The following is a 26,801-nucleotide window of genomic DNA, read 5'->3' on the forward strand; positions in this document are numbered from 1 at the left end:
GATAGGGGACCTCATAACAAAAGACGCGTGCAGTCCGACGCGTCTTTTTTATTGCCCGCGTCGCGCGAGACATGTGGCTATGCGGCTTCAGGACAAACCCGCATTTGCGTTGCAGTCTATTGACCGTCAACGATGCACAACGCAATACTACTAACATGTTAGTGTTTCGTGTCCGCCGGTTCGGCGTGGCACTCAGGAATCGCAGCAGCAGACAGCAGCAGGCAGTGACGGCAGGCAGCAGGGAGTGACATAAAAGACGGAGAAGGCATGCGTGTTCGGCAGGGAAAACCATGCTTGGCACGCCCGGATCCGATAACTAGATTCAGACACCCGGCCCACGAGTCGGATAACAGATACGCGCTTCGCAGCGTTTGGAGACTTGCAATGACAAAGACAAAACAATGGGTACGCACCGGCATCGCGATGGCGTTGATGTGCGGCGCGGGCGCCGCCATCGCTCAGGTGAAGATCGGCGTAACGCTATCCACCACGGGGCCGGCTGCATCGCTCGGGATTCCTGAAAAGAATACGATCGCGTTGCTGCCGAAGGAGATCGGCGGCAAAACGGTGCAGTACATCATCCTCGACGATGCATCGGACACCGGCAAGGCCGTGCAGAACACGCGCAAGCTGATCGACGAAGACCACGTCGACGCGATTATCGGCTCGACAGTCACACCGAATTCTCTGGCCATGCTCGATCCTGCTTCCGAGGGCAAGACGCCGGTGATCTCTCTCGCCGCGTCTGCCGCGATCATTTCGCCAATGGACGCGAAGCGTGCGTGGGCCTTCAAACCGCCGCAGAACGACAGTCTGATGGCCGACGCGATTGCTGATTACATGGAGCATCACGGCGTGAAGACGGTGGGCTTCATCGGCTTCGCGGATGCATACGGCGACAGCTGGAACAACGTATTTACGGCTGCGGCAAACGCACACAATCTGAAGATCGTTTCCAACGAGCGATTCAATCGCACGGACGCGTCGGTGACCGGCCAGGTGCTGAAGACAATGGGCGCCAATCCCGACGCAGTGTTGATTGCGGGCTCGGGTACACCGTCGGCGCTGCCGGCGAAGACGCTCAAGGAACGCGGCTACAAGGGCAAGGTTTATCAGACGCACGGCGTGGCCAACAACGACTTCTTGCGCGTTTGCGGCAAGGACTGCGAAGGCGAGATTCTGCCGGCTGGTCCGATCCTCGTCGCCGATCAATTGCCCGAATCGAATCCGGTGAAGAAGTCCTCGCTCGCTTATAAGGCTGCGTACGAGAAAGCGTATGGCGCAGGTTCGGTCGCGACGTTCGGCGGTCACGCATGGGACGCCGGCCAGATGCTGCAGCGTGCCATTCCCGAAGCGCTGAAGACCGCACAGCCGGGCACCGAGGCATTTCGTGTGGCACTGCGCGGCGCGCTCGAAAGCATCAAGGAACTGCCGGTCTCGCACGGCATCATGAACACGACGACAACCGACCACAACGGCCTCGACAAGCGCGCACGCGTGATCGTGCAGATCGTCGACGGCAAGTGGAAGCTGCAGAACGACTAATACAAAAGCGGTACGCGCCTCTCGCAAAGTGCGGCATATGACGCCGCATTGCCATTGTGTTCGACGACAATGGCACCGACCGCCGCGCCGTGCTCCAGCGCGGCGGTCGTCTTTCAGGCATTGCGGTTCGATGGACGGCTGCGGGTTGCGCCGCCACGACTGTTTCCAGTTTCGATTTCGACGCTTCAGGACGAGGAAGTATGGATCTATCAATTGCGGCGATCCTCGCGCAGGACGGCATCACCACGGGCGCTATCTACGCGTTGCTTGCGCTCGCGCTGGTGCTGGTGTTCTCCGTGACGCGGGTGATCTTTATCCCGCAGGGCGAGTTTGTTTCGTATGGCGCGCTTACGCTCGCCGCGTTGCAAACACAGAAATTTCCGGCCACCTGCTGGCTGTTGATGGCAATGGGAGCTGCGTGCTTCGTGGTCGAAGTGGCGGGGCTCGTACGGCACGCCGAGCGGCGCCGCCATGCGGCTCGCACGCTGGCTTTGCTGGTCGGCAAGTATCTGCTGTTCCCGGTTGCGGTGTACGCGCTTACCCAAGGCGTCTTCCTGCATCCACTGCCGATGATCGCGCAGATCGCGTTGACGCTGCTGATCGTGATTCCGATGGGCCCGTTCGTTTACCGGCTCGCGTATGAACCGATCGCCGAAGCGACCACGTTGTTGCTTCTGATCGTCGCGGTGGCGGTGCACTTTGCGATGGTCGGTCTTGGCCTCGTGATGTTCGGCGCGGAAGGCTCGCGCACCACGGCGTTTTCGGACGCGACGTTCAACGTCGGCAGCCTGTCGATTTCGGGGCAAAGCCTGTGGGTCGTTGGGACGGCGGTTGTACTGATCGGCGCGCTGTATCTGTACTTCGACCGCTCGATTTCAGGCAAGGCGTTGCGTGCCACCTCGGTGAACCGGCTCGGTGCGCGCCTCGTCGGCATCGGCACGACGCAAGCGGGGCGCCTCGCGTTTACGCTCGCAGCGGGCCTCGGCGCGCTGTGCGGAATCCTCGTGGCACCGTTGACTACCATCTACTACGACTCGGGCTTCCTGATCGGTTTGAAGGGCTTCGTGGGGGCGATCATCGGCGGGCTCGTCAGCTATCCGCTGGCGGCGGCGGGCTCGATCCTCGTCGGCCTGCTGGAGTCGTATTCGTCGTTCTGGGCGAGCGCCTATAAGGAAGTGATCGTGTTCACGCTGATTATCCCGGTGTTGCTATGGCGCAGTCTTGCCAGCCCGCACGCGGAAGAGGACGAGGAGTGAAGCGATGAAACGGATCATGAAAAACAAGTTCTTCTGGCTATTCCTCGTCGTTCTGTTCGCCTTGCCGGTGTTGCCGCAGCCGATTCACGTGCCCGAGTACTGGGTCACGCTGCTGAACTACATTGGCCTCTATTCGATCGTGGCAATCGGGCTGGTGCTGCTTACCGGCATCGGCGGGATGACGAGTTTCGGGCAAGCCGCGTTTGTCGGCATCGGCGCGTATGCAACTGCATATCTGACGACGCGCTTCGGTGTATCGCCCTGGCTTGCGCTGATCGCCGGAGTGCTGGTGACGGCGCTGATCGCGCTGATTCTCGGCCTCGTGACCATGCGCCTCTCCGGCCACTTTTTGCCGCTTGGCACGATCGCCTGGGGGCTGTCGCTGTTCTATCTGTTCGGTAACCTGGAGATGCTCGGCAAGTACGACGGCATCAACGGAATTCCAGTGCTGAATGTTTTCGGTATCGATCTCGAGTCCGGCCGTCATATCTATTACCTGATCTGGCTGGTCGTGCTCGGCGCGGTCGTGTCTGTGCAGAATCTGCTGAATAGCCGTCCGGGGCGGGCCATTCGCGCTTTACGCGGCGGCGGCATGATGGCGGAAGCGATGGGTGTGAATACGGCGTGGATGCGCGTCGTCATTTTCGTCTACGCCGCAGTGCTGGCGTCGGTTTCCGGCTTTCTGTATGCGCACCTGCAGCGCGCGGTGAACCCGACGCCTTTCGGTCTGAATCACGGCATCGAATTCCTGTTCATGGCCGTGGTGGGCGGTGTATCGCACGTCTGGGGCGCGGTGCTCGGGGCGGCAATCCTCACCGTGTTACAGGACTATCTGCAGACGCTGCTGCCCAAGCTGTTGGGCGAGAACGGCAACTTCGAAGTGATCGTGTTCGGCATCTTGATGGTGCTGTTACTGCAATACGCTCGGCAAGGCGTGTGGCCGTTCGTCGCGCGCTTTTTTCCGCGCGGCCCGCGTGCACATTTGCCGGATCATGCGGAAGCTTTGCCGCAGCGCAGCAAGCCGACGGGCGGTGAAAACCTGCTGACGGTCAACAAGGCACGCAAGCAATTCGGCGGCTTGGTCGCAGTGAACGACGTGAGCTTCGAAGTCAAAGCGGGGCAGATCATTGGCCTGATCGGGCCAAACGGCGCCGGCAAATCGACCACGTTCAATCTGGTGACCGGTGTGCTTCAGGCGACGAGCGGCGAGATCACGTTCCGCGGCGAGCGCATCGACGCGCTTAGTTCACGTGAAATCGTCAAACGGGGAATTGGCCGCACCTTCCAGCATGTCAAGCTGCTGCCCAGCATGACGGTATTGGAGAACGTCGCGATTGGCGCGCACTTGCGTGGGCATGCGGGCGTCTGGCGAAGCATCGTGCGTTTGAACAGCGTGGAAGAAGCGCGTTTGATGGCGGAGGCCGCCCGCCAGATTCGCCGCGTCGGCCTTGAACAGCACATGTACGACGAAGCCGGAAGCCTGGCGTTGGGTCAGCAGCGGATCTTGGAAATCGCTCGTGCGCTGTGCTGCGATCCTACCTTGCTGCTGCTGGACGAACCGGCAGCCGGCCTGCGGTATCAGGAAAAACTCCAACTGGCCGACTTGCTGCGTCGCTTGAAGGCGGAAGGCATGAGCGTGCTGCTCGTCGAGCACGATATGGATTTCGTGATGAATCTGACTGATCGGCTGGTTGTGATGGAGTTCGGCACGCGTATCGCCGAAGGCTTGCCGCAGGAAGTGCAGCAGGACCCGGCGGTGCTCGAAGCGTACCTTGGCGGAGTGGAGTAATGGAGAACCTCATGAATGCAGCTGCACCCATTCTCGACGTGAACGGGTTGTCTGTCCGATACGGCAAGGTCGAGGCGCTCCACGGCGCTGCCATCAAGGTGCGAGCCGGGCAAATTGTCTCGGTAATCGGCCCGAATGGTGCGGGCAAGTCCACGCTGCTCAACGCCATCATGGGCGCTTTGCCGACCACTGGTCATGCCAAGGGCGCGGTTATGTATCAGGGCGAGGACGTCAGTGCTGTGCCGGTGGAGAAGCGCGTCGCTCGCGGCATGTGCCTGGTGCCTGAGAAGCGTGAGCTTTTCGCGTCCATGAGTGTGGAGGACAACCTGGTTCTCGGCGCCTATCGGCGCAAGCGAGCGGGCGAGCGTAACTTTCTTGACCAGATCGAGCCGGTGTTCCAGCTGTTTCCGCGTCTGAAGGAACGCCGCAAGCAGGCAGCCGGGACGTTGTCCGGTGGCGAACGGCAGATGCTCGCGGTCGGGCGTGCTTTGATGGGCAAGCCGGATTTGCTCATGCTGGACGAGCCTAGCTTGGGGCTCGCGCCTCTGATCGTGAAAGAAATTTTTCACATCATCAGCGCTTTGCGTCAGACCGGGGTGGCGACGCTTCTAATCGAGCAGAACGCTCGCGCGGCTCTGCAGATTTCGGACTACGGTTACGTTCTTGAGACGGGTGAACTGGCGCTGGAGGGCGCGGCGTCGGATTTGGCACAAAATCCTCGAGTTATCGAAACCTATCTTGGGCTAGCCAAAAAGGCGGCCTAGCCAAACTCACCGGCAGTTTTCAGCGGCGTGTTTCACGTGAAACACGCCGCTTTTTTATTGCTTGGCGATTCGGCCTAATTCGGGCCGAAACCGAACCCGTTATAATTCGCCCATACTTTTTCCTTTGAAGGCTCACGCGACGATCTGGCGTGAGATCCGCGATGCTTTTTCCCACAGAATTTGACGTAATCGTCGTCGGCGGCGGCCACGCCGGCACCGAGGCCGCTTTGGCCTCAGCGCGCATGGGCAATAAGACGCTCCTGCTGACTCACAACATCGAAACGCTCGGTCAGATGAGCTGCAATCCGTCCATTGGCGGCATTGGCAAGGGTCATCTGGTCAAGGAAGTCGATGCGCTCGGCGGTGCTATGGCCGCAGCGACGGACGAGGGCGGAATCCAGTTCCGTATCCTTAATTCCTCGAAGGGCCCGGCTGTGCGCGCGACTCGCGCGCAAGCTGACCGGCTGCTCTACAAGCAAGCGATCCGTCACCGGCTCGAAAACCAGCCGAATTTGTGGCTCTTTCAGCAAGCCGTGGACGATCTGATGGTTGAGGGCGACCGCGTGGTCGGCGCGGTTACGCAAGTGGGAATCCGATTTCGCTCGCGGGCCGTGGTGCTGACGGCGGGCACCTTCCTCGACGGAAAGATCCACGTAGGACTGAACAACTACACCGGCGGTCGTGCTGGTGATCCTGCGGCTGTGTCGTTGTCGGCGCGTCTGAAGGAATTGAAACTGCCGCAAGGGCGCCTGAAGACCGGTACGCCGCCGCGAATTGACGGTCGGACCATCGACTTTTCGCAACTCGAGGAACAGCCTGGCGATCTCGACCCAGTGCCGGTCTTTTCGTTTCTCGGCCACGCTGAACAGCATCCGCGCCAAGTCCCGTGCTGGGTCACGCATACCAACGAGCGCACGCACGACATTATCCGGGGCGGGCTGGATCGCTCGCCAATGTACACGGGCGTGATCGAAGGGGTGGGGCCACGCTATTGCCCTTCCATCGAGGACAAGATTCACCGCTTCGCGTCGAAGGAATCGCACCAGATCTTTCTGGAACCGGAAGGGCTGACCACGAACGAGTTCTATCCGAACGGGATCTCAACGAGCCTGCCGTTCGATGTACAGCTTGAACTCGTGCGGTCCATGCGCGGCTTGGAGCACGCGCATATCCTGCGTCCCGGCTACGCGATTGAATATGATTACTTTGATCCGCGTGGGCTCAAGGCGTCGCTGGAAACCAAAGTGATCAACGGCTTGTTCTTCGCGGGGCAGATCAACGGCACCACCGGCTATGAAGAGGCGGCGGCACAAGGCCTGTTGGCCGGTATCAACGCTGGCCTGTTCGTTCAGGGCAAGGAAGCGTGGTGCCCGCGTCGGGACCAAGCCTACTTGGGCGTGCTGGTTGACGATCTCGTGACTCGCGGCGTCTCAGAGCCTTACCGCATGTTCACGAGCCGGGCGGAGTACAGACTGAGTCTCCGTGAAGATAACGCCGATATGCGGCTGACGGAGATTGGCCGCGAGCTTGGCGTCGTTGACGATGTGCGTTGGGATGCATTCAGCCGCAAGCGCGATGCTGTTTCACGTGAAACAGAGCGGCTCCGCACGACTTGGGTGAACCCGAAAACTCTGTCGGCGGATGAAGCGACGGCGTTGCTGGGCAAGCCAATCGACCACGAATACAGCCTCGCCGACTTGCTGCGCAGACCCGGCGTAACTTACGACGGAGTCTCAGCATTGCGAAGCGGCGCGTGCGCTGCACCGGAAACATTAGCCGACGATCCCGTACTGCTGGCTCAGATCAAGGAGCAGATCGAGATCGGTATCAAGTATCAGGGCTACATTGACCGGCAGGCGGACGAAATAGAGCGGAATGAAGCGCACGAAAGCACGCGTCTCCCGGAAGGTCTGGACTACGCCGAAGTGCGAGGTCTGTCGTTCGAGGCCCGGCAGAAATTGATGCAATTTCGTCCTGAAACCATCGGTCAGGCGTCGCGCATATCGGGGATCACTCCGGCGGCCATCTCTCTGCTGATGGTTCATCTCAAGCGTGGCTTGGGTCGTCGTCCTGCAAAGACGGCCGCACCGGACCCGGATAACAAGCCGGTGGTGCAATGACAGTCAAGAGGGGCGGGGCTGACCGGGAGGCGCTGTACCAACTTCTCACCGATGGCGTAGGCGAACTCGGACTCGAGTTAAGCGATACGCAACTGGGCAAACTGCTCGACTATGTGGCGCTGCTCGCGAAGTGGAATGCTGTCTACAACTTGACGGCCATTCGCGATCCGCGCCAGATGTTGATTCAACACATACTCGACTCCCTTTCGATCGTGCCGCACCTCGCGCAGCGCAACCCGGGCACGGTGCTGGACGTCGGCTCGGGCGGCGGTTTGCCTGGCATTGTGTTGGCGATCGTCCGCCCAGACTGGGGCGTAACCGTCAATGACATCGTCCACAAGAAAACGGCCTTCCAGGCTCAGGCGAAGGCTGAACTTGGTCTGACGAACCTCTCGGTCGTGACCGGGCGTGTGGAAACGCTGCGGCCGGGCGCCGAAGTGTCGGCAAAGTTCGACGTAATCGTGTCCAGAGCATTCGCAGAGCTCGCCGATTTCGTTACACTGGCCCGTCATCTGGTGGCAGAGCAGGGCGCCATTCTCGCGATGAAGGGCGTGCGGCCCGATGACGAAATCGGGCGGTTGCCCGCGGGTGCCCACGTGAAGGAGATCGTCCGCCTCGACGTGCCGTTCCTCGACGCCGAGCGCCACCTCGTCACGGTTCTCGTGGATGAGGGCGGCTAGCCGCTCTCACTCGCGCACGACGCCATTCCAAATAGACGACGTAATCACTTCTTCAAGCAGCAAAGGGACATTCCAACGATGGCAAAAATTTTCTGCGTTGCGAACCAGAAAGGCGGAGTCGGTAAGACGACGACGGCAGTCAATCTGGCGGCCAGCCTGGCAGCGCAGGGACAGCGAGTCCTTCTTATCGACCTGGACCCGCAGGGCAACGCCACAATGGGCAGCGGCATCGACAAGGCAGCGTGCGCCAACACCGTCTATGAAGTGCTGGTTGACGGGGTCTCGGTGGCTGATGCCAGGATGCGTCCCGAAGCCGTCGGCTACGACGTACTGCCGGCCAACCGCGAACTTGCCGGAGCGGAAGTCGAGTTGGTCAGCGTGCAGAACCGCGAGCGACAGTTGAAGGTCGCGCTTGCGACAGTTGAAAGCGAATACGACTTCGTGTTGATCGACTGTCCACCCGCGCTGTCGCTGCTGACGCTCAATGGCCTCTGCGCGGCCCATGGCGTCGTGATTCCCATGCAGTGCGAGTACTTTGCGCTCGAAGGACTGTCCGACCTGGTCAACACCATCAAACAGGTGCATGCGAATCTGAATCGCGACCTCAAAGTGATCGGCTTGTTGCGCGTCATGTTCGACCCGCGGATCACGCTGCAGCAGCAGGTCTCCGATCAATTGAAGGAGCACTTTGGCGACAAGGTGTTCGACGCGGTGATTCCGCGCAACGTGCGCCTCGCCGAGGCGCCCAGCTATGGGCTGCCGGGCGTGGTGTTCGACAGGGCGTCGCGTGGCGCGCAAGCCTACGTGCAGTTCGGCGCGGAAATGATTGAGCGGGTGCGCGCACTGAATGACGCGCCCCAAGCATCCTAAGTGGATCGAGGAAGCACGATGAACGCAGTAGCAAGAAAGAAGGGATTGGGCCGCGGCCTGGAAGCGTTGCTCGGCGGCAGCGCCGACATCACCGAGGCGGTGGTGATTGAAGGCGCGCCGAATGTGTTGCCGCTCAGCAAAATGCAGGCGGGCAAATATCAGCCGCGCACGCGCATGGACGAAGGCGCGCTGCAGGAGTTGGCCGCCAGCATACGTGCACAAGGCTTGATGCAACCGATCCTTGTGCGGCCGGTGTCGGCGGACAAATACGAGATCATCGCGGGCGAGCGGCGTTTCCGCGCGGCTCGACTTGCCGGTCTGGAAGAAGTCCCGGTACTCGTGAAGGACGTGCCCGACCAGGCCGCCGCCGCGATGGCGCTGATCGAGAATATCCAGCGCGAGGATCTGAATCCGCTGGAAGAGGCGCAAGGCATTCAGCGTTTGCTCGACGAATTCAACTTCACGCACGAGCAGGCCGCCGAGTCGGTCGGTCGCTCGCGCAGTGCCGTGTCGAACCTGCTGCGTCTGCTCAACCTCGCGACACCGGTTCAAACCATGTTACTCGCCGGCGACCTCGACATGGGGCATGCGCGCGCGCTGCTGGCGGTCGACGCAGCGACGCAGATCACGCTGGCGAATCAAGTCGTCAACAAGCGGATGTCCGTGCGCGAAACCGAGAAATTGGTGACGGCGACCACGAAGGCGGCTCCCGCGGTCAAGGCGCGCGCCAATCCGGACGGCGGCCGCGACACGAGACGGCTTGAAGAAGAACTGTCCGATCTGCTGGCAGCAACCGTCAAAATCAAGCTCGGCCGACGCGGCCGCGGTCAGGTACTGGTCGATTTCGGCGATCTGGACGCGCTCGAGGGTATTCTTGTGCGGCTGCGCGGCAACGCCACGGCTTGAGCTTCTGACGGTCGGATATCCATCGGGTGAGCGGCACGGAAAAGATGGTCGAGCGCCGCTCGATTGCACTTCTGGGCGTTGAACCCGGGGTCTCGGCCGGACGCCGATTTGGGGCAGCGGAGTGCAGACCTCATATCTAGGGAATCCTAACTAATTTCGTTTCTTCAATAGGCACTTGGTCGGCCATGGCACAGCACGCGCTCTACGCGCGCAAGCTGCAGCGTGGGCGTAACGAGCAGTCTGCAAGGGGAGGCGACTCGTCGCGTTGGCTGGCCGGCTCATGATGCGCTGTTGCGTTTTCGACACGACTGCTCCGACCGTTGCGCGTCAGCTTGACGACACGAAAAGCAGTCCAACGAACGCGCACATTTTACATTTGCAAGACCGCCTTACAGTTGACAGGCTGACCATTCGTCGGAAGCCTTTTCCGCATTGCGAGGAGTCGTTTCGCACTGTTTATTGAACGGCCTAAAGTCTTGAATTGCCTGCAACTATCGCTTACAATCGCCCGGATTTAATTGCACGGCAACCCCGTAAGCGCAGCGAAAGCTGGCTGACCGGAACGAGACTTCGGAACACTGCGATGGCGGTCAAAACGTCGAATCAAGCGCCGAAAAATGGGCGAGACGGGCACCGCGAAAAACGCAGCGTTTCAGAGGCGTCTACCGCTCAGCAAGTCGCGCATGACGAACCGTGGGACACCGAGCAGGAAAATATCGTTCCGCTCACGCGGGCTGAGGCTGAAAAGCTGTTTGGTCCCAGTGTGAACCGTCCATCGCGCGTCACTCCTTTAAGGGTCGTGGCAGCGCAAATGGTCTTGTCCCTAGGCGCAACGCTGGTATGGTGGCTGTTCTATGAGCCGCCGGGCGCTGCTGCGCTGTCCGCGTTCCTGGGAGGGGCGATATGCTGGGTGCCGGCCGCATTGTTCGCGGCGCGGCTGAGAACGCTGAGCGGCGCCGAAACAGCAATGAGCTGGATGATCGGCGAAGCGCTCAAGATGGGGACAACGATCGCGATGTTTGTAGCCATCGCCTTCTGGTATCACGACGTACGCTGGGTTCCGCTGCTCGTGACTTATCTCATCGCGCTCAAGACGTATTGGATCGCTTTGGCGTGGCGCTGAAGAGGCAACAGGTAACAGCAAGATTCAAAAGCCGGCGCGAGGCGCCGGCGACAGCGTGCGGATAAGACAGGGTCCGCACCCGGCGCGTTCCCGCAATACAGCATTGCGGCGGGGCGGCCTCAGACGATTTTCGACAATTTGGGTGGCTTTAACGATATGGCAGCTAGCGAAGGCACGCGCGCAATGGATCCGTCCGAGTACATCGCGCACCACTTGCAGAACTTTTCCACCGGACACCAGACGTCGATTTTCGACATCCACGTGTGGAATCTGGACACCCTTTTCTGGTCGATCGTTTGCGGTCTGGCCACCATCTTCATCCTGCACATGGCTGCACGCAAGGCAACGTCCGGTGTACCCGGCCGTTTCCAATGTGCGATCGAAATGCTGGTCGAGATGGTCGAGGATCAATCGAAGTCGATGATCCACGGCACGCGTACTTTCATCGCGCCGCTGGCACTGACGGTGTTCGTCTGGGTTGCGCTGATGAACGCGCTCGACTTTATTCCTGTCGACCTGCCGGGCCACGTGATCGGCTGGCTTGGTCTGTCCGAAGTCATCCCGCACCACCGCATCGTTCCGACCGCCGACCTGAACGGCACGATCGGCATCGCCCTCGGTGTGTTCGTGCTGATGATTTACTACAACTTCAAGATCAAGGGCGCCGGCGGCTTCGTGCACGAACTGCTGTCCGCTCCGTTCGGCGCGCATCCGCTGCTGTGGATCCCGAACCTTGCACTGAACATCATCGAGTTCGTCGCGAAGACGGTCTCGCTCGGCATGCGGCTGTTCGGCAACATGTACGCGGGCGAACTGTTGTTCCTGCTGATTGCCCTGCTCGGCAGCATCTGGAGCTTCGGCGCGGACACGACGGTGCTTGGCTTCATCGGCCACGTGATCGCCGGCAGCGTGTGGGCAATCTTCCACATCCTGATCGTTCTGCTGCAGGCGTTCATTTTCATGATGCTGACGCTGGTGTACATCGGCCAGGCACACGACACGCACTAAACCGCGCAGTCGTTAAAGAATCGTAGTTTTTCAAATCCCAGTTCCAACCAGTTCTAAAAGACTTTTCACAAAGGAGTGATCATGCAAGCTTTCATCGCCAACATCCAGGGTCTGACCGCCATCGGTATCGGCATCATCATCGGCCTGGGTGCAATCGGCGCCTGTATCGGTATCGGCCTGATGGGTGGCAAGTACATCGAAGCATGTGCTCGTCAGCCGGAACTGATGAACCCGCTGCAAACGAAGATGTTCCTGCTGGCTGGTCTGATCGATGCGGCGTTCCTGATTGGCGTTGGTGTGGCAATGCTGTTTGCGTTCGCGAACCCGCTGCTGTCGAAGCTGGCAGGCTGAGGTTCCTCGGAAGTTTGCGCCTGAGCTATAACTGGTAAAGGCGCAGGGCGGAACGGGCACTTAGGCGCTGATCGAATACAGAATCGATGAGCGCCTTGCCGTTTCACTTTTCCGAACTAGCAACGTTTAAGGAAACACCGTGAATCTCAACGCAACCCTGTTTGCGCAAATGGTCGTGTTCCTGATCCTCGCGTGGTTCACGATGAAGTTCGTGTGGCCGCCGCTGATCAACGCCCTCGACGAGCGCTCGAAGAAGATCGCCGACGGTTTGTCGGCTGCAGAAAAGGGCAAGGCAGAACTGGCAGCCGCTCACAAGCGCGTCGACCAGGAACTTGCTCAGGCACGCAACGACGGTCAGCAGCGTATCGCTGACGCCGAAAAACGCGCTGTGGCAGTCGCTGACGAAATCAAGGCTCAAGCACAGGCTGAAGCCGCTCGCATCATCGCGCAAGCGAAGGCCGACGCTGAGCAGCAAGTCGTGAAGGCGCGCGAAACGCTGCGTGGTGAAGTCGCCGCGCTCGCCGTGAAGGGCGCTGAACAGATCCTGAAGCGCGAAGTCGACCAGGCAGCGCATGCTGACCTGCTGAATCAACTGAAAGCCGAGCTCTGATCATGGCCGAACTTGCAACCATCGCCCGTCCGTACGCAGAAGCGCTGTTTGGCGTGGCCGAAGCTGGTGACATCGCCGCCTGGTCCACGCTCGTGCAGGAGCTGGCACAGGTTGCGCGTCTGCCCGAAGTGCTGTCGATCGCCTCGAGCCCGAAAGTAAGCCGCGCCCAGGTCAGCGAACTGCTGCTGGCTGCGGTCAAGTCGCCGCTCAAGGACAACGCGCAAGCGAAGAATCTGGTGCAAATGCTGGTGGACAACCATCGCCTGCAATTGATGCCGGAAATCGCCGTGCAGTTCGAAGAGTTGAAGAACGCCCGCGAAGGGGCGGCCGATGTGCTGATCGTCAGTGCATTCCCGCTTGAGGGCGCGCAGTTGAACGACCTCGTCGCAAGTCTCGAACGCAAGTTCAAACGCAAGCTGAAGCCGACGGTCGAGATCGACTCGTCGTTGATCGGCGGCGTACGCGTGACGGTCGGCGACGAAGTGCTCGATACCTCGGTCCGCGCGCGGCTTGCCAGCATGCAAACGGCTCTGACGGCCTGAAGCGCCTCGCGCTGAAGCGGCTGGCACGCAACAGAATTGACTATCAGGAGCGAATAATGCAACTCAATCCCTCTGAGATCAGCGAGCTGATCAAGAGCCGGATCCAGGGCCTTGAAGCGAGCGCAGACGTTCGCAACCAGGGCACCGTGATCTCCGTGACCGACGGTATCGTGCGTATTCACGGCCTGTCGGAAGTGATGCAGGGCGAAATGCTCGAATTCCCGGGCAACACCTTCGGTCTCGCGCTGAACCTCGAGCGCGACTCGGTCGGCGCCGTGATTCTGGGTGAGTACGAGCACATTTCGGAAGGCGACATCGTCAAGACGACGGGCCGCATTCTGGAAGTGCCGGTCGGCCCGGAACTGCTCGGCCGGGTGGTCGACGCGCTGGGTAACCCGATCGACGGCAAGGGCCCGATCAACGCGAAGAAAACCGACGCGATCGAAAAGATCGCTCCGGGCGTGATCTGGCGTAAGTCGGTTTCGGAACCGGTTCAAACCGGTCTGAAGTCGATCGACGCAATGGTGCCGGTTGGCCGCGGCCAGCGCGAGCTGATCATTGGCGACCGCCAGTGCGGCAAGACCGCAGTCGCAGTCGACGCGATCATCAACCAGAAGGGCAAGAACCTGTTCTGTATCTACGTCGCGATCGGCCAGAAGGCTTCGTCGATCATGAACGTGGTCCGCAAGCTGGAAGAAACCGGCGCGCTCGAATACACGATCGTCGTCGCCGCTTCGGCGTCGGAATCGGCTGCCATGCAGTACCTGGCACCGTACGCCGGCTGCACGATGGGCGAATATTTCCGTGACCGCGGTCAAGACGCGCTGATCGTTTATGACGACTTGACCAAGCAGGCTTGGGCATACCGTCAGATTTCGCTGCTGCTGCGCCGTCCGCCGGGCCGTGAAGCATATCCGGGCGACGTGTTCTATCTGCACTCGCGTCTGTTGGAACGTGCTGCTCGTGTCTCGGAAGAGTACGTCGAGAAGTTCACCAATGGCGAAGTCAAGGGCAAGAGCGGTTCGCTGACGGCATTGCCGGTCATTGAAACGCAAGCAGGCGACGTGACCGCATTCGTTCCGACGAACGTGATCTCGATTACCGACGGTCAGATCTTCCTTGAAACCGACCTCTTCAACGCAGGTATCCGCCCGGCAATTAACGCTGGTGTGTCGGTGTCGCGCGTCGGCGGTGCGGCTCAAACCAAGGTGGTGAAGAAGCTGTCGGGCGGTATTCGTACCGACCTCGCGCAGTATCGTGAACTGGCAGCGTTCGCGCAGTTCGCATCGGACCTCGACGAAGCAACCCGCAAGCAGCTGGAGCGCGGCCGCCGCGTGACGGAACTGCTGAAGCAGCCGCAATACCAGCCGCTGCAAGTGTGGGAACTCGCTATCTCGCTGTTCGCCGCGAACAACGGCTACCTCGACGATCTGGAAGTGTCGCAAGTTCTGCCGTTCGAAAAGGGCCTGCGCGAATATCTGAAGTCGAGCCACGCTGACCTGGTCAAGCGCGTCGAAGACAACAAGGAACTCTCGAAGGACGACGAAGGCCTGCTGCACACGGCCGTCAAAGACTTCAAGAAGTCCGGCGCTTATTGATCTGCGAGTGATCCGCAAGGCATAAACGGACCTTGAAGCGGCGCGGGCCGCATGCGAATGCTCCCGCGCTGTTTCGATCGCTTTGCATGGGACCCGGGTAAGCGTTGAAGCACTCACTCGGGCCGACAAGGAGCAAGCAATGGCTGGAATGAAGGAAATTCGCGGCAAGATCAAGAGCGTGCAAAACACGCGCAAGATCACGAAAGCGATGGAGATGGTGGCCGCATCGAAGATGCGCCGCGCTCAGGAGCGCATGCGCGCTGCTCGCCCGTATGCCGACAAGGTCCGCGATATCGCTGCGCACATGAGCCGTGCGAACCCCGAGTATCGTCACCCGTTCATGGTGTCGAACGAAGGCGCGAAGACGGCGGGCATCATCCTCGTCACGACCGACAAAGGTCTGTGCGGGGGCATGAATACCAACGTGCTGCGTGCAGCGCTGCAGAAGTTCAAGGAACTGGAAGGCCAGGGCAAGACGATCGAAGCAACTGCGATCGGCACCAAGGGCTTGGGCTTCCTGAACCGCTTGCGCGCCAAGGTGGTGTCGAATGTCGTGCATCTGGGCGATACGCCGCATCTGGAAAAGCTGATCGGCGCGGTGAAAGTCCAGCTCGACCTGTACTCGGAAGGCAAGGTTTCGGCGGTGTATCTCGCATACACGCGCTTCGTCAACACGATGAAGCAGGAGCCGGTGATCGAGCAACTGTTGCCGCTGGCGGCAGATCAGTTCGAGCGCAAGGACGAGCAGAGCGCCACGCCGACCACCCAGTGGGACTACATCTACGAGCCGGATGCACAGGCAGTGGTGGACGAACTGCTGGTGCGTTATGTCGAGGCGCTGGTCTATCAGGCCGTCGCGGAAAACATGGCGTCGGAGCAGTCGGCCCGTATGGTCGCAATGAAGGCCGCTTCGGACAATGCGAAGACGGTCATCAACGAACTGCAGCTTGTGTATAACAAGAGCCGTCAGGCCGCGATCACGAAAGAACTGTCGGAAATCGTCGGTGGCGCGGCGGCCGTCTGACCTTCATGGTCAGCGTGTCGCCTTGCGTGCGCCCGTGCGGCGCACCGTCCAGGCAACCGGTCTGGGCGATTCCATCGAAACAGCGCCTTTGCGCGAGTGAAGAATTGAGTATCTAAAGGAAAAGCGATGAGTACTACTGCTTTGGTAGAAGGCAAGATCGTACAGTGCATCGGCGCGGTGATCGACGTGGAATTCCCGCGTTCGGACATGCCGAAGATTTACGACGCGCTCATTCTGGAAGGTTCGGAACTGACCCTCGAAGTCCAGCAACAGCTGGGCGACGGCGTTGTCCGTACCATCTGTCTGGGTGCATCGGACGGTCTGCGTCGTGGCACGGTCGTCAAGAACACTGGCAATCCGATCAGCGTGCCGGTCGGCAAGCCGACGCTCGGCCGTATCATGGACGTTCTCGGTCGTCCGATCGACGAAGCCGGTCCGATCAACTCGGACGTGGTTCGCGGCATTCACCAGAAGGCTCCGGCGTTCGACGAACTGTCGCCGTCGACCGAACTGCTCGAAACCGGCATCAAGGTTATCGACCTGATCTGCCCGTTTGCCAAGGGCGGTAAGGTGGGTCTGTTCGGTGGCGCCGGCGTCGGCAAGACCGTGAACATGATGGAACTGATCAACAACATCGCTAAGGAACACGGTGGTTACTCCGTGTTCGCCGGTGTTGGCGAGCGTACCCGCGAAGGGAACGACTTCTATCACGAAATGAAGGACTCGAACGTTCTGGACAAGGTCGCGCTGGTGTACGGCCAGATGAACGAGCCGCCGGGCAACCGTCTGCGCGTCGCGCTGACCGGCCTGACGATGGCTGAGCACTTCCGTGACGAAGGCCTCGACGTGCTGTTCTTCGTTGACAACATCTACCGTTTCACGCTGGCCGGTACTGAAGTGTCGGCACTGCTCGGCCGTATGCCGTCGGCAGTGGGCTATCAGCCGACGCTGGCTGAAGAAATGGGCAAGCTGCAAGAGCGCATTACGTCGACCAAGACCGGCTCGATTACGTCGGTTCAGGCCGTGTACGTCCCTGCGGATGACTTGACCGACCCGTCGCCGGCTACGACTTTCGGCCACTTGGACGCTACCGTCGTGTTGTCGCGTGACATCGCTTCGCTGGGTATCTACCCGGCAGTGGACCCGCTCGATTCGACCTCGCGTCAGATCGACCCGAACGTGATCGGCGAAGAGCACTACTCGATCACGCGCGGCGTGCAGCAAACGCTGCAGCGCTACAAGGAACTGCGCGACATTATCGCGATTCTGGGCATGGACGAACTCGCGCCGGAAGACAAGCTCGCCGTGGCGCGCGCTCGTAAGATCCAGCGTTTCCTGTCGCAGCCGTTCCACGTTGCTGAAGTGTTCACGGGTTCGCCGGGCAAGTACGTTCCGCTGAAGGAAACGATCCGCGGCTTCAAGATGATCGTTGAAGGCGAATGCGACCACCTGCCGGAACAAGCCTTCTACATGGTCGGCACGATCGACGAAGCCTTCGAAAAGGCCAAGAAGATCCAGTAAAGGTCGGGTGTAACGAAGCGGGCGCCGGCCTCGCGCGCGATGACTTCCACACGGTGGTTATCCGCAAAGCCGGTGCCTCTCACTACGCTTAACCCAGCCTTGCACGGGGCCAGAGCGAGCGCTAAAGCGCTAACCCTGGTCGCCACAGGAGTCGACACTTATGGCAACCATTAAAGTAGACGTCGTCAGCGCGGAAGAGCAGATCTTCTCGGGCCAGGCGAAGTTCGTCGCGCTGCCGGGCGAAGCAGGTGAACTCGGCATTCTGCCGGGCCACACGCCGCTCATCACCCGGATCCGTCCGGGGGCAGTGCGCATCGAAGCTGAGAACGGCGAAGAAGAGTTTGTGTTCGTCGCCGGCGGCATCCTCGAAATCCAGCCGGGTGCAGTGACGGTTCTCGCTGACACGGCAATTCGCGGCAAGGATCTCGACGAAGCCAAAGCCGAAGACGCGCGCAAACGTGCGGAAGAAGCGCTGCAGAACACGGGCTCGAACCTCGAATACGCGACCGCCCAGGCGGAGCTGGCGTACGCGACGGCTCAGCTTGCTGCGATCCAGCGTCTGCGCAAACTGCGCGGTCAGAGCTAAGCAACACGTACCAGAGAAAAGGCAGCCCACGTGGCTGCCTTTTTTTATCCTTCACTTGACGTTTACGGAAAGGTAACCGAGATTGTAAGGCCGTCCAATCCGGCGCAAGCAAGGGACAGCCATCCAATACGCCGGGCCGCTGCGGGTAAGACTTGATGCCGCGCGAGCGACCGCCGGTGGCACAATCGGTTTCAAATTCATTTCAATAGGGCGATTTGCTCACGGAGACAGCACCATGGCAACGCAAGTGTCAGGCGAAGGCGCAATCATAGAACCGAAAGACGGACTCTCGTATGTCCGCGGGTCGACAGAGATTCCGTTGAGCGAAGCGACGATCGGCGAGTTTTTGCGCAGCACCGCCGAGCGCTTTCCCGACCGGCCTGCGGTGGTTTTTCGTGAGCAGCAGATCAGGTGGACCTGGAAGGAGTTCGCCGACGAAGTCGACATATTGGCCGCCGGGTTCCTGGCGCTGGGCATTGTGAAGGGCGACCGCGTCGGCATCTGGTCGCCAAACCGGGTTGAGTGGCTGCTGACACAGTTCGCGACCGCGCGCATTGGTGCGGTGCTGGTCAACATCAACCCGGCTTACCGCCTGGCGGAGTTGGAATACGCGCTGAACAAGGTGGGCTGCAAGGCGATTGTCGCGGCGGAGCGCTTCAAGACGTCGATGTACCTCGAAATGCTGCAGCAACTCGCGCCCGAGCTTGCTACGCACGCGCCCGGCGATCTGCACGCGGCGCGACTGCCTGATTTGCGCTACGTGATTCGTATGTGCGACACGGAAACGCCCGGAATGCTCACGTTCTCGGACGTGATCGAGCAAGGGCGCGCCACGCTCGATGTCGCGAAACTCGACGAGATCGGCGCGACGCTCTCGTGCCACGAGGCGATCAATATCCAGTTCACCAGCGGTACAACGGGCAATCCGAAAGGGGCGACGCTCACGCATAGCAACGTGGTCAACAACGCGCGCTATATCGCGATGGCCATGAATCTGAGCGAGCAGGACGCGCTGTGCATTCCCGTCCCGCTATATCACTGCTTTGGCATGGTGCTCGCGGTGCTCGCGTGCGTCTCTGTGGGCGCGAACATGGTGTTTCCGGGCGAGGCATTCGACCCTGCCGCGACACTCGCGGCCGTCGCGCAAGAGCAGTGCACGGCGCTGCACGGCGTGCCGACCATGTTCATAGCCGAACTGGATCACCCGGACTTTGCCTCCTTCGACCTCTCACGCCTGCGCACTGGAATCATGGCGGGATCGCCGTGCCCGATCGAGACGATGAAGAAAGTCGTGTCGAGGATGCACCTCAACGAAATCACAATCGCGTACGGCATGACAGAGACTAGCCCGGTGTCGTTCCAGAGTTCGACCACCGATCCGCTCGACAAGCGCACCACCACCGTCGGCCGCATTCAGCCGCACCTCGAAGTTAAGATTGTCGATCCCGTAGGCAACATCGTGCCGGTGGGCGAGACCGGCGAGCTCTGCACGCGCGGATATTCCGTGATGCAAGGCTATTGGGACGACGAGGCGAAAACGCGTGAAAGTATCGTCGACGGCTGGATGCACACAGGCGACCTCGCTACGCTCGACGCTGAGGGCTATTGCAACATTGTCGGTCGCCTCAAGGACATGCTGATTCGTGGCGGCGAGAACATCTATCCGCGCGAGATTGAGGAGTTTCTTTTCCGCCACCCGAAGATTCAGAGCGTGCAGGTTTTCGGCGTGCCGGACAGCCGATACGGCGAAGAGGTGTGCGCGTGGATTGTCCTGCGTCCAGGTGAACAGGCGACAGCCGAGGAGATCCAGCAGTTCTGCAATGGCCAGATAGCGCACTACAAGGTGCCGAAGTACATCCGCTTCGTCGACGAGCTACCAATGACGGTGACAGGCAAAGTGCAGAAGTTCGTCATGCGTGAGCGCATGATCAGCGAACTGAAGTTGCAGGAAGGGAAGACGGCCTGACGTGCCTCGGCCAGGCCATAAGTGCGCATTACGTACGCAATACGCGGTGACCTGCCTGGGAGCGGGCCCGCGCAGCGACGTGCTGCAGACGCCAACCGCCGTGTACACCGCCAAACAGCAAATTGCGCTTAAAAGCATGTAAAACATGCCATCTTGCACTGCGCAAACGTTTGGCTGGACGAAAAAAAAGCGGGCCTGGAGCCCGCTAAAAACCACACGCTACGGGGTTAGCGCGAGGAGACCAATGTAGGAACCGACTGAGACGACGACCCGGCGTCGACTACGGTCCCAGCAGGGATGCCCCTTTACAGGGCTTCGGCATACGCCGACCGGCAAGTGCATCGTATCCGCTCACACCATGCACGCAGCCACATCCGTGTTGAAACCGTTGAGGGCATTGTGGGCGAATTAACAAAGAAGCGCCGTAACAAAGTGTTTCAGGTTGTAACGCCCGCCAGATAAGGCGCTGAGGGATTTATTGCGGAATTCAAGGCCTTAGAAAGTAATATATACCGATGACTACGCGGCAATTTAATACGACCGTTTAATGATATTCGCGAAGCATAGCGCCGCATAAAGTGTTAAGTCGATTCCGCATGAAATAGTTGCGTCTTCATCTTTCTGACAATAAACCATTGTTGTTACAACTGCTTCGCGGTACAGAAAATAGCGGGCGCAGTGGTTGGCGCAGTTGAGTGCGGCGCAATATCCGCCGCGCAACCTTCAAAAATGTAAGGGCCGGTTCACGAATTCAGTCGGCGGTCACCGTTGTTTACCTCTTGCCGGGCTTTCCGGAGCCGCCGTTACATGATGCGATCGCCAAACCGTCGCTATATATTGCGGCGCGGCCGCAGACCTTCCTCAATCACGGCGGGAAAGAAACGCGGCCGAGCGGAATACCTCACTTGAGCCACTTGTCGAGCACGGCTTGATATTCGCCCGTCGCGCGCGCGAAATGCAGCCACTGATCAACGTACTGTTGAAACGCGACATCGCCGCGGGGCAGCAGCCACGCTTTCTCCCCGTACTGGAACGGCTTCTGGGGATGCACGGCACACAGGCCGGGATTCAGCTTTTGCTGCAGCAGGGTCTCCGACGCGTCGGTCACCATCACGTCGGCTTTGCCGGCGAGGATCTGCTTGAAGATCGTCACATTGTCCGGATACACAGTCATCGAGGCATGCGACAAGAACTGCTTTGCGAACCGTTCGTTCGTGCCGCCCGGATTAACGATGACACGCGTTCCCGGCTGGTCGATCTGTGCGACGGTCTGGTATTTGTCGACGTCGTCGCATCGGACAATCGGCGTCTTGCCGTCCACCATAAACGGCTGGGTGAAAAAGGCTCGCTTTTGCCGCTCCAGCGTCGGCGAAACGCCGCCCACGCCGATGTCGCACTTGGCGACGAAGTCGTTCATCAGGTTCGACCACGAAGTCTTGACGAATTCCGCTTTGACGCCGAGCGACTTAGCCAGCGATTCGGTCATATCGATGTCGATCCCCTCGAACTGACCGTCGGCTCTATAGAACGAGTGCGGTTTGTAGTCGCCGGTCGTGCATGCGCGCAACGTGCCGCGGGCGGGGATTTCGTCGAGCCGGGAAAGTGTCGATGTGGTGGCCGATGCTTGCGCCTGCGCCGCGCCGGTGTACATGAGCGCGCCTGTCAGGACGCTTAACAATGCGACTGCTGCCTTATTCATTGAGTCTCCTTGATTGTGCTTTGTTATGGTTAAGCCGCTGGATAATAGCCAGGAGCTTTCCGCTTGAACATTGGCCGTTTGACCAGGTTGCGCCGCTCCCCGTCGACCGGGAAAATGGACTTCAAACCGTCCACGAATCACAGTTATTGGCCGCATCAAGCAGGATGCGGCGCGCGCTGTCCGGTAAAATGCCCCTTTGCTCCTAGTCGCACGCAACGTGGCCCATAAACTACTGAACGACACCTTTTTGCGCGCGCTGCTGCGCCAGCCCACTGACTACACGCCTGTCTGGCTGATGCGGCAGGCGGGTCGTTACCTGCCGGAATACAACGCCACGCGGGCTCGCGCCGGCAGCTTCCTCGGGCTGGCCAAAAATCCCGCGTATGCAACGGAAGTCACGTTGCAGCCCCTCGAGCGCTATCCGCTCGACGCCGCAATTTTGTTTTCCGACATTCTGACCGTGCCCGACGCAATGGGCTTGGGTCTGGAGTTCGTCACGGGCGAGGGGCCGACGTTTGCGCGCCCTGTGCGCACAGAAGACGATGTGGCGCGACTCGCGGTGCCCGACATCGACGCTACATTGCGCTATGTGACCGACGCAGTGCGCGAGATCCGCACTGCGCTGACCGATGCTCAAGGTCGCCAACGCGTGCCGCTGATCGGATTCTCGGGCAGCCCGTGGACGCTGGCGTGCTACATGGTCGAAGGCGGCGGCTCGGCGGACTTCCGCACGGTCAAGTCCATGCTGTACGCACGTCCCGATCTGATGCATCGCATTCTCGAGATCAACGCGAATTCGGTTGCCGCTTATCTGAATGCACAGATCGAGGCGGGCGCACAAGCCGTCATGATTTTCGACACGTGGGGCGGTGCGCTCGCGGACGGCGCGTATCAGCGCTTCTCCCTGCACTATATTCAGCAGGTCGTCAGTCAACTGAAGCGCGAGCACGAGGGCGACAAAGTGCCGGTGATCACGTTCACGAAGGGCGGTGGCCTGTGGCTCGATGAGATTGCGGACATTGGCGTGGACGCCGTCGGTCTCGACTGGACGGTCAATCTGCGCAGGGCGCGCGAACGGGTAGGCTCGAAGGTGGCTTTGCAAGGCAACATCGACCCGTCCGTCTTGTTCGCGCCGCCAGCGGCGATCCGCATGGAAGCGCGCGCCGTGCTGGACAGCTTCGGAAATCATCCGGGCCACGTCTTCAACTTGGGTCATGGCATCTCGCAATTCACGCCGCCGGAAAACGTAGCGGAACTCGTCGACGAGGTCCATCGTCATAGCCGCGCCATTCGCAGCGGCACGCGCGCACCGGCTTAATGCTGTAATACTTGCCGTTTTATGTTGCGATGCAGCGCGCCGGGCTCTGCCACCCAGGAAAAATTCGCACCGTGCGGGCCGTCAGATGGCGGTCTCGCAGTTGTCAAGACTTGACTTATACACATTTATCACGCTGCGGCGCGGTAGAAGCTTTAGTCCTGTCCTGACCCTTGCAGAACGCGCATTTATTTGATCTCGGCCTTACGTGGCAAGGGTTTGGCGGCTTCCCGAAGAAGTGTGCGGAACCCCACAGAACGCCGCTGCGGCGCGGTTTCCGGGCTTTCAAAGCGAAGTTCTCAACAAAGTTATCCACAGGCAGCCGGGGTCGAGAGCAATTGTTCAGCGGAATCCAAAACTTAGCGGCGAAATTGAAGCTTTACTTTAACTTCGGCGGCTCGCCCCAGAGTGGGGCAATCTCGACTGCCACCTGCGGCGCAATGACGCCATCCGCCCTTGCCAGCCTCTGCGCAGCCGAATGAGTGAAGCGTTCGTCCGCGTCGCACTGGACCATCCACTGCCGACCCTGTTTGATTATCGTTGCGATTCGGCGCAGTTGCCCGTACCGGGAACGCTCGTTAGCGTGCCGTTCGGCAAACGCGACGTGGTAGGCCTCGTGTGCGAAGTGACCGATCACAGTGAGGTTCCCGCCGATCGTCTTCGGTCGGTGAACGGCGTTTGCACCGCATGCCCGCCGCTGTCGGCTGAATGGCTCGCGCTAGCTGCCTTTGCTGCCGATTACTATCAACGCGGACTTGGCGAAGTGGCGTTACCGGCGCTGCCGCAGGCGCTGCGCGACGCCTCGCGCTGGTCACGGCTGCTCGCGCCGGAAGAGCGCTACAGGCTTACGTCGGAAGGCCGCACGGCGTTGCCCGACGCTCTGCCGGCGCGCGCAACGGCGCTGCGGAACCTGGCGCAGGCGCTATCCGCCGGCGAGTTTTTGAGCGCCGCCGACGCCCGCGGACTGCACCCTAAAGCTATCTCCACGCTCGCCGCATGGCAAGCCGAGGGCTGGGTCGCGCTAGACGTGGTCGATGCCGCCGCGGCGCCCCCGGCCGCCGCGGCCACGCCGGCGCCGCCGCAGAAGCTTCCTACGCTCACAGACGAACAAGCCGACGCCGTCGAAGCCATTCGCCACGCGCACGGCTTCGCGCCGTTCCTGTTGCATGGCGTGACGGGAAGCGGCAAGACGGAAGTCTATCTACGCGCGCTCGCCGAGATTCTTGCGGCCAATGCAGACGCGCAGGCGCTGGTGCTGGTTCCCGAAATCAACCTGACGCCGCAGTTCGAAGCGGCTTTTCGCGCCCGCTTCGCGGCGCTTGCGGACTCAGCCATCGTCACGTTGCACAGCGGTCTCGCCGAGGGAGAGCGCGCCCGCAACTGGTTCGCAGCACATGCGGGCCACGCGCGCATCGTACTGGGCACGCGCCTCGCGGTGCTCGCGTCGCTACCTCGGCTCGCCATCATCGTCGTGGATGAGGAGCACGACCCGGCTTACAAGCAGCAGGAAGGGCTTCGCTACTCGGCGCGCGACCTGGCCATCTACCGTGCAAAGCAGCTTGGCCTGCCGGTCGTGCTGGGATCGGCCACGCCGTCGCTCGAAAGCTGGTGGCAGGCGGATCAGGGGCGCTACAAGCGGCTTACCCTGTCGCGCCGGGCGGTCGCCGATGCAGTGCTGCCCACGGTGCGCCTGATCGATCTCGAGGACGAGCGGCGGCGCGGACGCGCTTCAGTGGAAGGATTGTCCGGTCCATTAATTGCCGCGCTGAAGACCCGGCTCGAGCGCGGCGAACAGAGTCTGGTGTTTCTGAACCGTCGTGGTTACGCGCCGCAGCTCGCTTGCGATGCCTGCGGATGGGTCGCCGGTTGTCCGCGTTGCAGCGCGTATGTCGTTCTGCATAAACCTGAGCGCGCGCTACGCTGTCATCACTGCGGTTGGGAGTCGCGAATTCCGCGCGCATGTCCCGAGTGCGGCAATGTCGACATTGCACCCATGGGGCGCGGCACCCAGCGCGTCGAAGAAACGCTCGCGAGCGCGGTACCCGGCGCTCGCGTGCTGCGCATCGACGCCGACAGCACCCGCCGCAAAGGCAGCGCGCAGGCGCTTTTTTCCGACGTGCACGCGGGCGAAGTCGACATTCTGGTCGGCACGCAGATGATCGCAAAGGGACACGACTTCCAGCGCGTTTCGCTAGTTGGCGTGCTCAACGCCGACACCGCACTGTTTTCCCATGACTTTCGAGCAAGCGAACGCCTCTTCGCTCAACTGATGCAAGTCAGCGGCCGCGCCGGGCGCGCAGGCTTGCCAGGCGAGGTGCTGGTGCAGACGCGTTATCCGCGCCATGCGCTTTATCACGCGCTTGGGCGCCATGATTACGTTGGCTTCGCCAATTCGACGCTGGCCGAGCGGCGCGACGCGCATTTGCCGCCGTTCGTGTATCAGGCGTTGCTGAGGGCGGAAGGCCGCACGCTCGAGGCTGCGCTGGCTTTTCTGCAGCAGGCCGCGGCTGAACTGACGGGCATTGCAGCCGCCGAACGCGTGACCGTGTACGACGCAGTGCCGCTCACCATCGTCAAGGTGATGCACGTCCACCGCGCGCAGTTGTTGATAGAAAGTGCGTCGCGCGCGGCGCTGCAGGCCACGTTGCGCGCGTGGCAGCCGTTATTGCGCGGTTTGAAAGGTGTGCTCCGCTGGAACCTCGAAGTCGACCCGCTCGATATTTGAGCAGGCGTCTCTGCTCCCGGTTTGCGTCGGCGGAACTCAGGTCAGCCAACAATCACTACTATCGACAGCGGCTGCGCGCGCTCCGGGCCCGCGCTCGGACTGTGTTCGAATAACTTGCGGCAGAAGTCGCGGCGCGCGTGCGTGTCCGCGTACCCAACACCGCCGATGCCCGCGACGAAACGTGCGCGCCGCGTGCCGCGAGTTGCCGATAGCGTGCGGAAGATCTGTAGTCGCTGGAACAGAGCATGGTCGATCTCACAGTGTTCACTTCTCACTTCCCGGCAGCAACGGCCGGCAGACCTTGGCGAACCCGCCGTCACCCGCCTGCGGCAAGCCAGCCAAGGCCAGGCATCGGGACACACCGAGCGGCTAATCGCGCCGCCTCTGCGCTCAATCGTTCAATGCCGCCTGCGCGTCACCGGATGATGCGGCCGACGTCGCACGTCCCCGACCTTCGGACGCATCGCGTTTGTCTGAGCCGCCGGTCGCGCCGCGGATAAACAGCACAGCGCAGGTTGCGCACATCGCCCAGATGCCCAATACGACCAGCCACTTTTCCATTTCGCTTGTCCTCACCCCGTACCGTTTTTGTGCGCGCATGACCCCGCGGCCGCTATGTCCTCTATAACGGCGCGGCCGCCGGTTTGATAAGGGCTCGAAGAAAAGAAATCTGGCCAGGGAAAATACCGATCCTTACCGGCGTTCGCGCTCTGACGAGAACTCGCCGAAAAGCCCCGGCAGGCAAGGGATTGAGCGAGGTGCAACCGTTTCGCTGTGCCGGTTGCACCTTTTTATTGGGAGGC

At 60.7% G+C, this 26,801-nt stretch carries 22 protein-coding genes; 20 read left to right on the forward strand and 2 right to left on the reverse strand.

Annotated elements, in window-relative coordinates:
- Positions 1-384: 384 nt before the first annotated feature.
- The 18 genes from ACTJLB_RS02485 to ACTJLB_RS02570 all read left to right on the forward strand — a co-directional run bounded on the left by ACTJLB_RS02485 (position 385) and on the right by ACTJLB_RS02570 (position 20,259).
- Positions 385-1,545, forward strand: a complete 1,161-nt coding sequence (locus ACTJLB_RS02485; RefSeq protein WP_440782360.1) for an ABC transporter substrate-binding protein — start codon at positions 385-387, stop codon at positions 1,543-1,545.
- Between the two features lie 200 nt (positions 1,546-1,745).
- The gene (locus ACTJLB_RS02490; protein WP_027776909.1) at positions 1,746-2,801 is read left to right on the forward strand and encodes a branched-chain amino acid ABC transporter permease; all 1,056 of its coding nucleotides are present in this window, start codon (positions 1,746-1,748) and stop codon (positions 2,799-2,801) included.
- 4 nt (positions 2,802-2,805) lie between these two features.
- Entirely contained in the window at positions 2,806-4,590 is a 1,785-nt protein-coding gene (locus ACTJLB_RS02495) for a branched-chain amino acid ABC transporter ATP-binding protein/permease (RefSeq protein WP_440782361.1), read from the forward strand.
- 11 nt (positions 4,591-4,601) lie between these two features.
- On the forward strand, positions 4,602-5,354 hold the full coding sequence (locus ACTJLB_RS02500; RefSeq protein ID WP_440782362.1) for an ABC transporter ATP-binding protein: 753 nt from the start codon (positions 4,602-4,604) through the stop codon (positions 5,352-5,354).
- A 161-nt stretch (positions 5,355-5,515) separates the two neighbouring features.
- Positions 5,516-7,474 (forward strand): tRNA uridine-5-carboxymethylaminomethyl(34) synthesis enzyme MnmG, encoded by a 1,959-nt coding sequence (gene mnmG, locus ACTJLB_RS02505; RefSeq protein WP_440782363.1) that lies wholly within the window; start codon positions 5,516-5,518, stop codon positions 7,472-7,474.
- Entirely contained in the window at positions 7,471-8,154 is a 684-nt protein-coding gene (rsmG, locus tag ACTJLB_RS02510; protein WP_440782364.1) for a 16S rRNA (guanine(527)-N(7))-methyltransferase RsmG, read from the forward strand. The genes mnmG and rsmG overlap by 4 nt, the downstream gene beginning before the upstream one ends.
- A 78-nt stretch (positions 8,155-8,232) precedes the next feature.
- Positions 8,233-9,024 (forward strand): ParA family protein, encoded by a 792-nt coding sequence (locus tag ACTJLB_RS02515; RefSeq protein WP_020067419.1) that lies wholly within the window; start codon positions 8,233-8,235, stop codon positions 9,022-9,024.
- Between the two features lie 18 nt (positions 9,025-9,042).
- Positions 9,043-9,930, forward strand: a complete 888-nt coding sequence (locus tag ACTJLB_RS02520) for a ParB/RepB/Spo0J family partition protein (protein WP_128596046.1) — start codon at positions 9,043-9,045, stop codon at positions 9,928-9,930.
- Positions 9,931-10,513: 583 nt separating this feature from the next.
- A complete protein-coding gene (locus tag ACTJLB_RS02525; RefSeq protein ID WP_440782365.1) occupies positions 10,514-11,053 on the forward strand; it encodes an ATP synthase subunit I in 540 nt (179 codons plus the stop codon).
- A gap of 156 nt (positions 11,054-11,209) precedes the next feature.
- Positions 11,210-12,061, forward strand: coding sequence for a F0F1 ATP synthase subunit A (gene atpB / locus ACTJLB_RS02530; protein WP_440782366.1), 852 nt, complete (start codon positions 11,210-11,212; stop codon positions 12,059-12,061).
- A gap of 81 nt (positions 12,062-12,142) precedes the next feature.
- Positions 12,143-12,412 (forward strand): F0F1 ATP synthase subunit C, encoded by a 270-nt coding sequence (gene atpE, locus ACTJLB_RS02535; protein WP_007180033.1) that lies wholly within the window; start codon positions 12,143-12,145, stop codon positions 12,410-12,412.
- 139 nt (positions 12,413-12,551) lie between these two features.
- The gene (locus ACTJLB_RS02540) at positions 12,552-13,022 is read left to right on the forward strand and encodes a F0F1 ATP synthase subunit B (RefSeq protein ID WP_027776917.1); all 471 of its coding nucleotides are present in this window, start codon (positions 12,552-12,554) and stop codon (positions 13,020-13,022) included.
- 2 nt (positions 13,023-13,024) lie between these two features.
- Positions 13,025-13,564, forward strand: a complete 540-nt coding sequence (locus tag ACTJLB_RS02545; protein WP_027776918.1) for a F0F1 ATP synthase subunit delta — start codon at positions 13,025-13,027, stop codon at positions 13,562-13,564.
- Positions 13,565-13,620: 56 nt separating this feature from the next.
- The gene (gene atpA / locus ACTJLB_RS02550; protein WP_020067425.1) at positions 13,621-15,162 is read left to right on the forward strand and encodes a F0F1 ATP synthase subunit alpha; all 1,542 of its coding nucleotides are present in this window, start codon (positions 13,621-13,623) and stop codon (positions 15,160-15,162) included.
- Positions 15,163-15,301: 139 nt separating this feature from the next.
- A complete protein-coding gene (gene atpG, locus ACTJLB_RS02555) occupies positions 15,302-16,186 on the forward strand; it encodes a F0F1 ATP synthase subunit gamma (protein WP_020067426.1) in 885 nt (294 codons plus the stop codon).
- Positions 16,187-16,312: 126 nt separating this feature from the next.
- On the forward strand, positions 16,313-17,707 hold the full coding sequence (gene atpD, locus ACTJLB_RS02560) for a F0F1 ATP synthase subunit beta (RefSeq protein ID WP_020067427.1): 1,395 nt from the start codon (positions 16,313-16,315) through the stop codon (positions 17,705-17,707).
- A 160-nt stretch (positions 17,708-17,867) separates the two neighbouring features.
- On the forward strand, positions 17,868-18,293 hold the full coding sequence (locus tag ACTJLB_RS02565; protein ID WP_020067428.1) for a F0F1 ATP synthase subunit epsilon: 426 nt from the start codon (positions 17,868-17,870) through the stop codon (positions 18,291-18,293).
- A 235-nt stretch (positions 18,294-18,528) separates the two neighbouring features.
- Positions 18,529-20,259 carry an AMP-binding protein gene (locus ACTJLB_RS02570; protein ID WP_440782367.1) on the forward strand — a complete coding sequence of 577 codons (1,731 nt, stop codon included), beginning with the start codon at positions 18,529-18,531 and terminating at the stop codon, positions 20,257-20,259.
- Between the two features lie 901 nt (positions 20,260-21,160).
- Here ACTJLB_RS02570 and ACTJLB_RS02575 read toward each other — a convergent pair.
- Positions 21,161-21,958: a transporter substrate-binding domain-containing protein gene (locus ACTJLB_RS02575; protein ID WP_440782368.1), complete on the reverse strand. Its 798-nt coding sequence runs from the start codon at positions 21,956-21,958 to the stop codon at positions 21,161-21,163.
- A gap of 217 nt (positions 21,959-22,175) precedes the next feature.
- Between ACTJLB_RS02575 and hemE the strand changes: the two genes are divergently transcribed.
- Together hemE and ACTJLB_RS02585 are read left to right on the forward strand one after the other, a co-directional pair.
- Positions 22,176-23,276, forward strand: a complete 1,101-nt coding sequence (gene hemE, locus ACTJLB_RS02580) for a uroporphyrinogen decarboxylase (RefSeq protein ID WP_440782369.1) — start codon at positions 22,176-22,178, stop codon at positions 23,274-23,276.
- Positions 23,277-23,751: 475 nt separating this feature from the next.
- Positions 23,752-25,998 (forward strand): primosomal protein N', encoded by a 2,247-nt coding sequence (locus tag ACTJLB_RS02585; RefSeq protein ID WP_440782370.1) that lies wholly within the window; start codon positions 23,752-23,754, stop codon positions 25,996-25,998.
- Between the two features lie 390 nt (positions 25,999-26,388).
- On the opposite strand, the gene ACTJLB_RS02590 is transcribed toward ACTJLB_RS02585, so the two are convergent.
- Positions 26,389-26,559, reverse strand: a complete 171-nt coding sequence (locus ACTJLB_RS02590) for a hypothetical protein (protein WP_167455745.1) — start codon at positions 26,557-26,559, stop codon at positions 26,389-26,391.
- Positions 26,560-26,801: the final 242 nt, after the last annotated feature.

Origin of the sequence: Paraburkholderia sp. 22098 (assembly GCF_052045935.1) — a bacterium.
Taxonomy (GTDB): Bacteria; Pseudomonadota; Gammaproteobacteria; order Burkholderiales; family Burkholderiaceae; genus Paraburkholderia; species Paraburkholderia caledonica.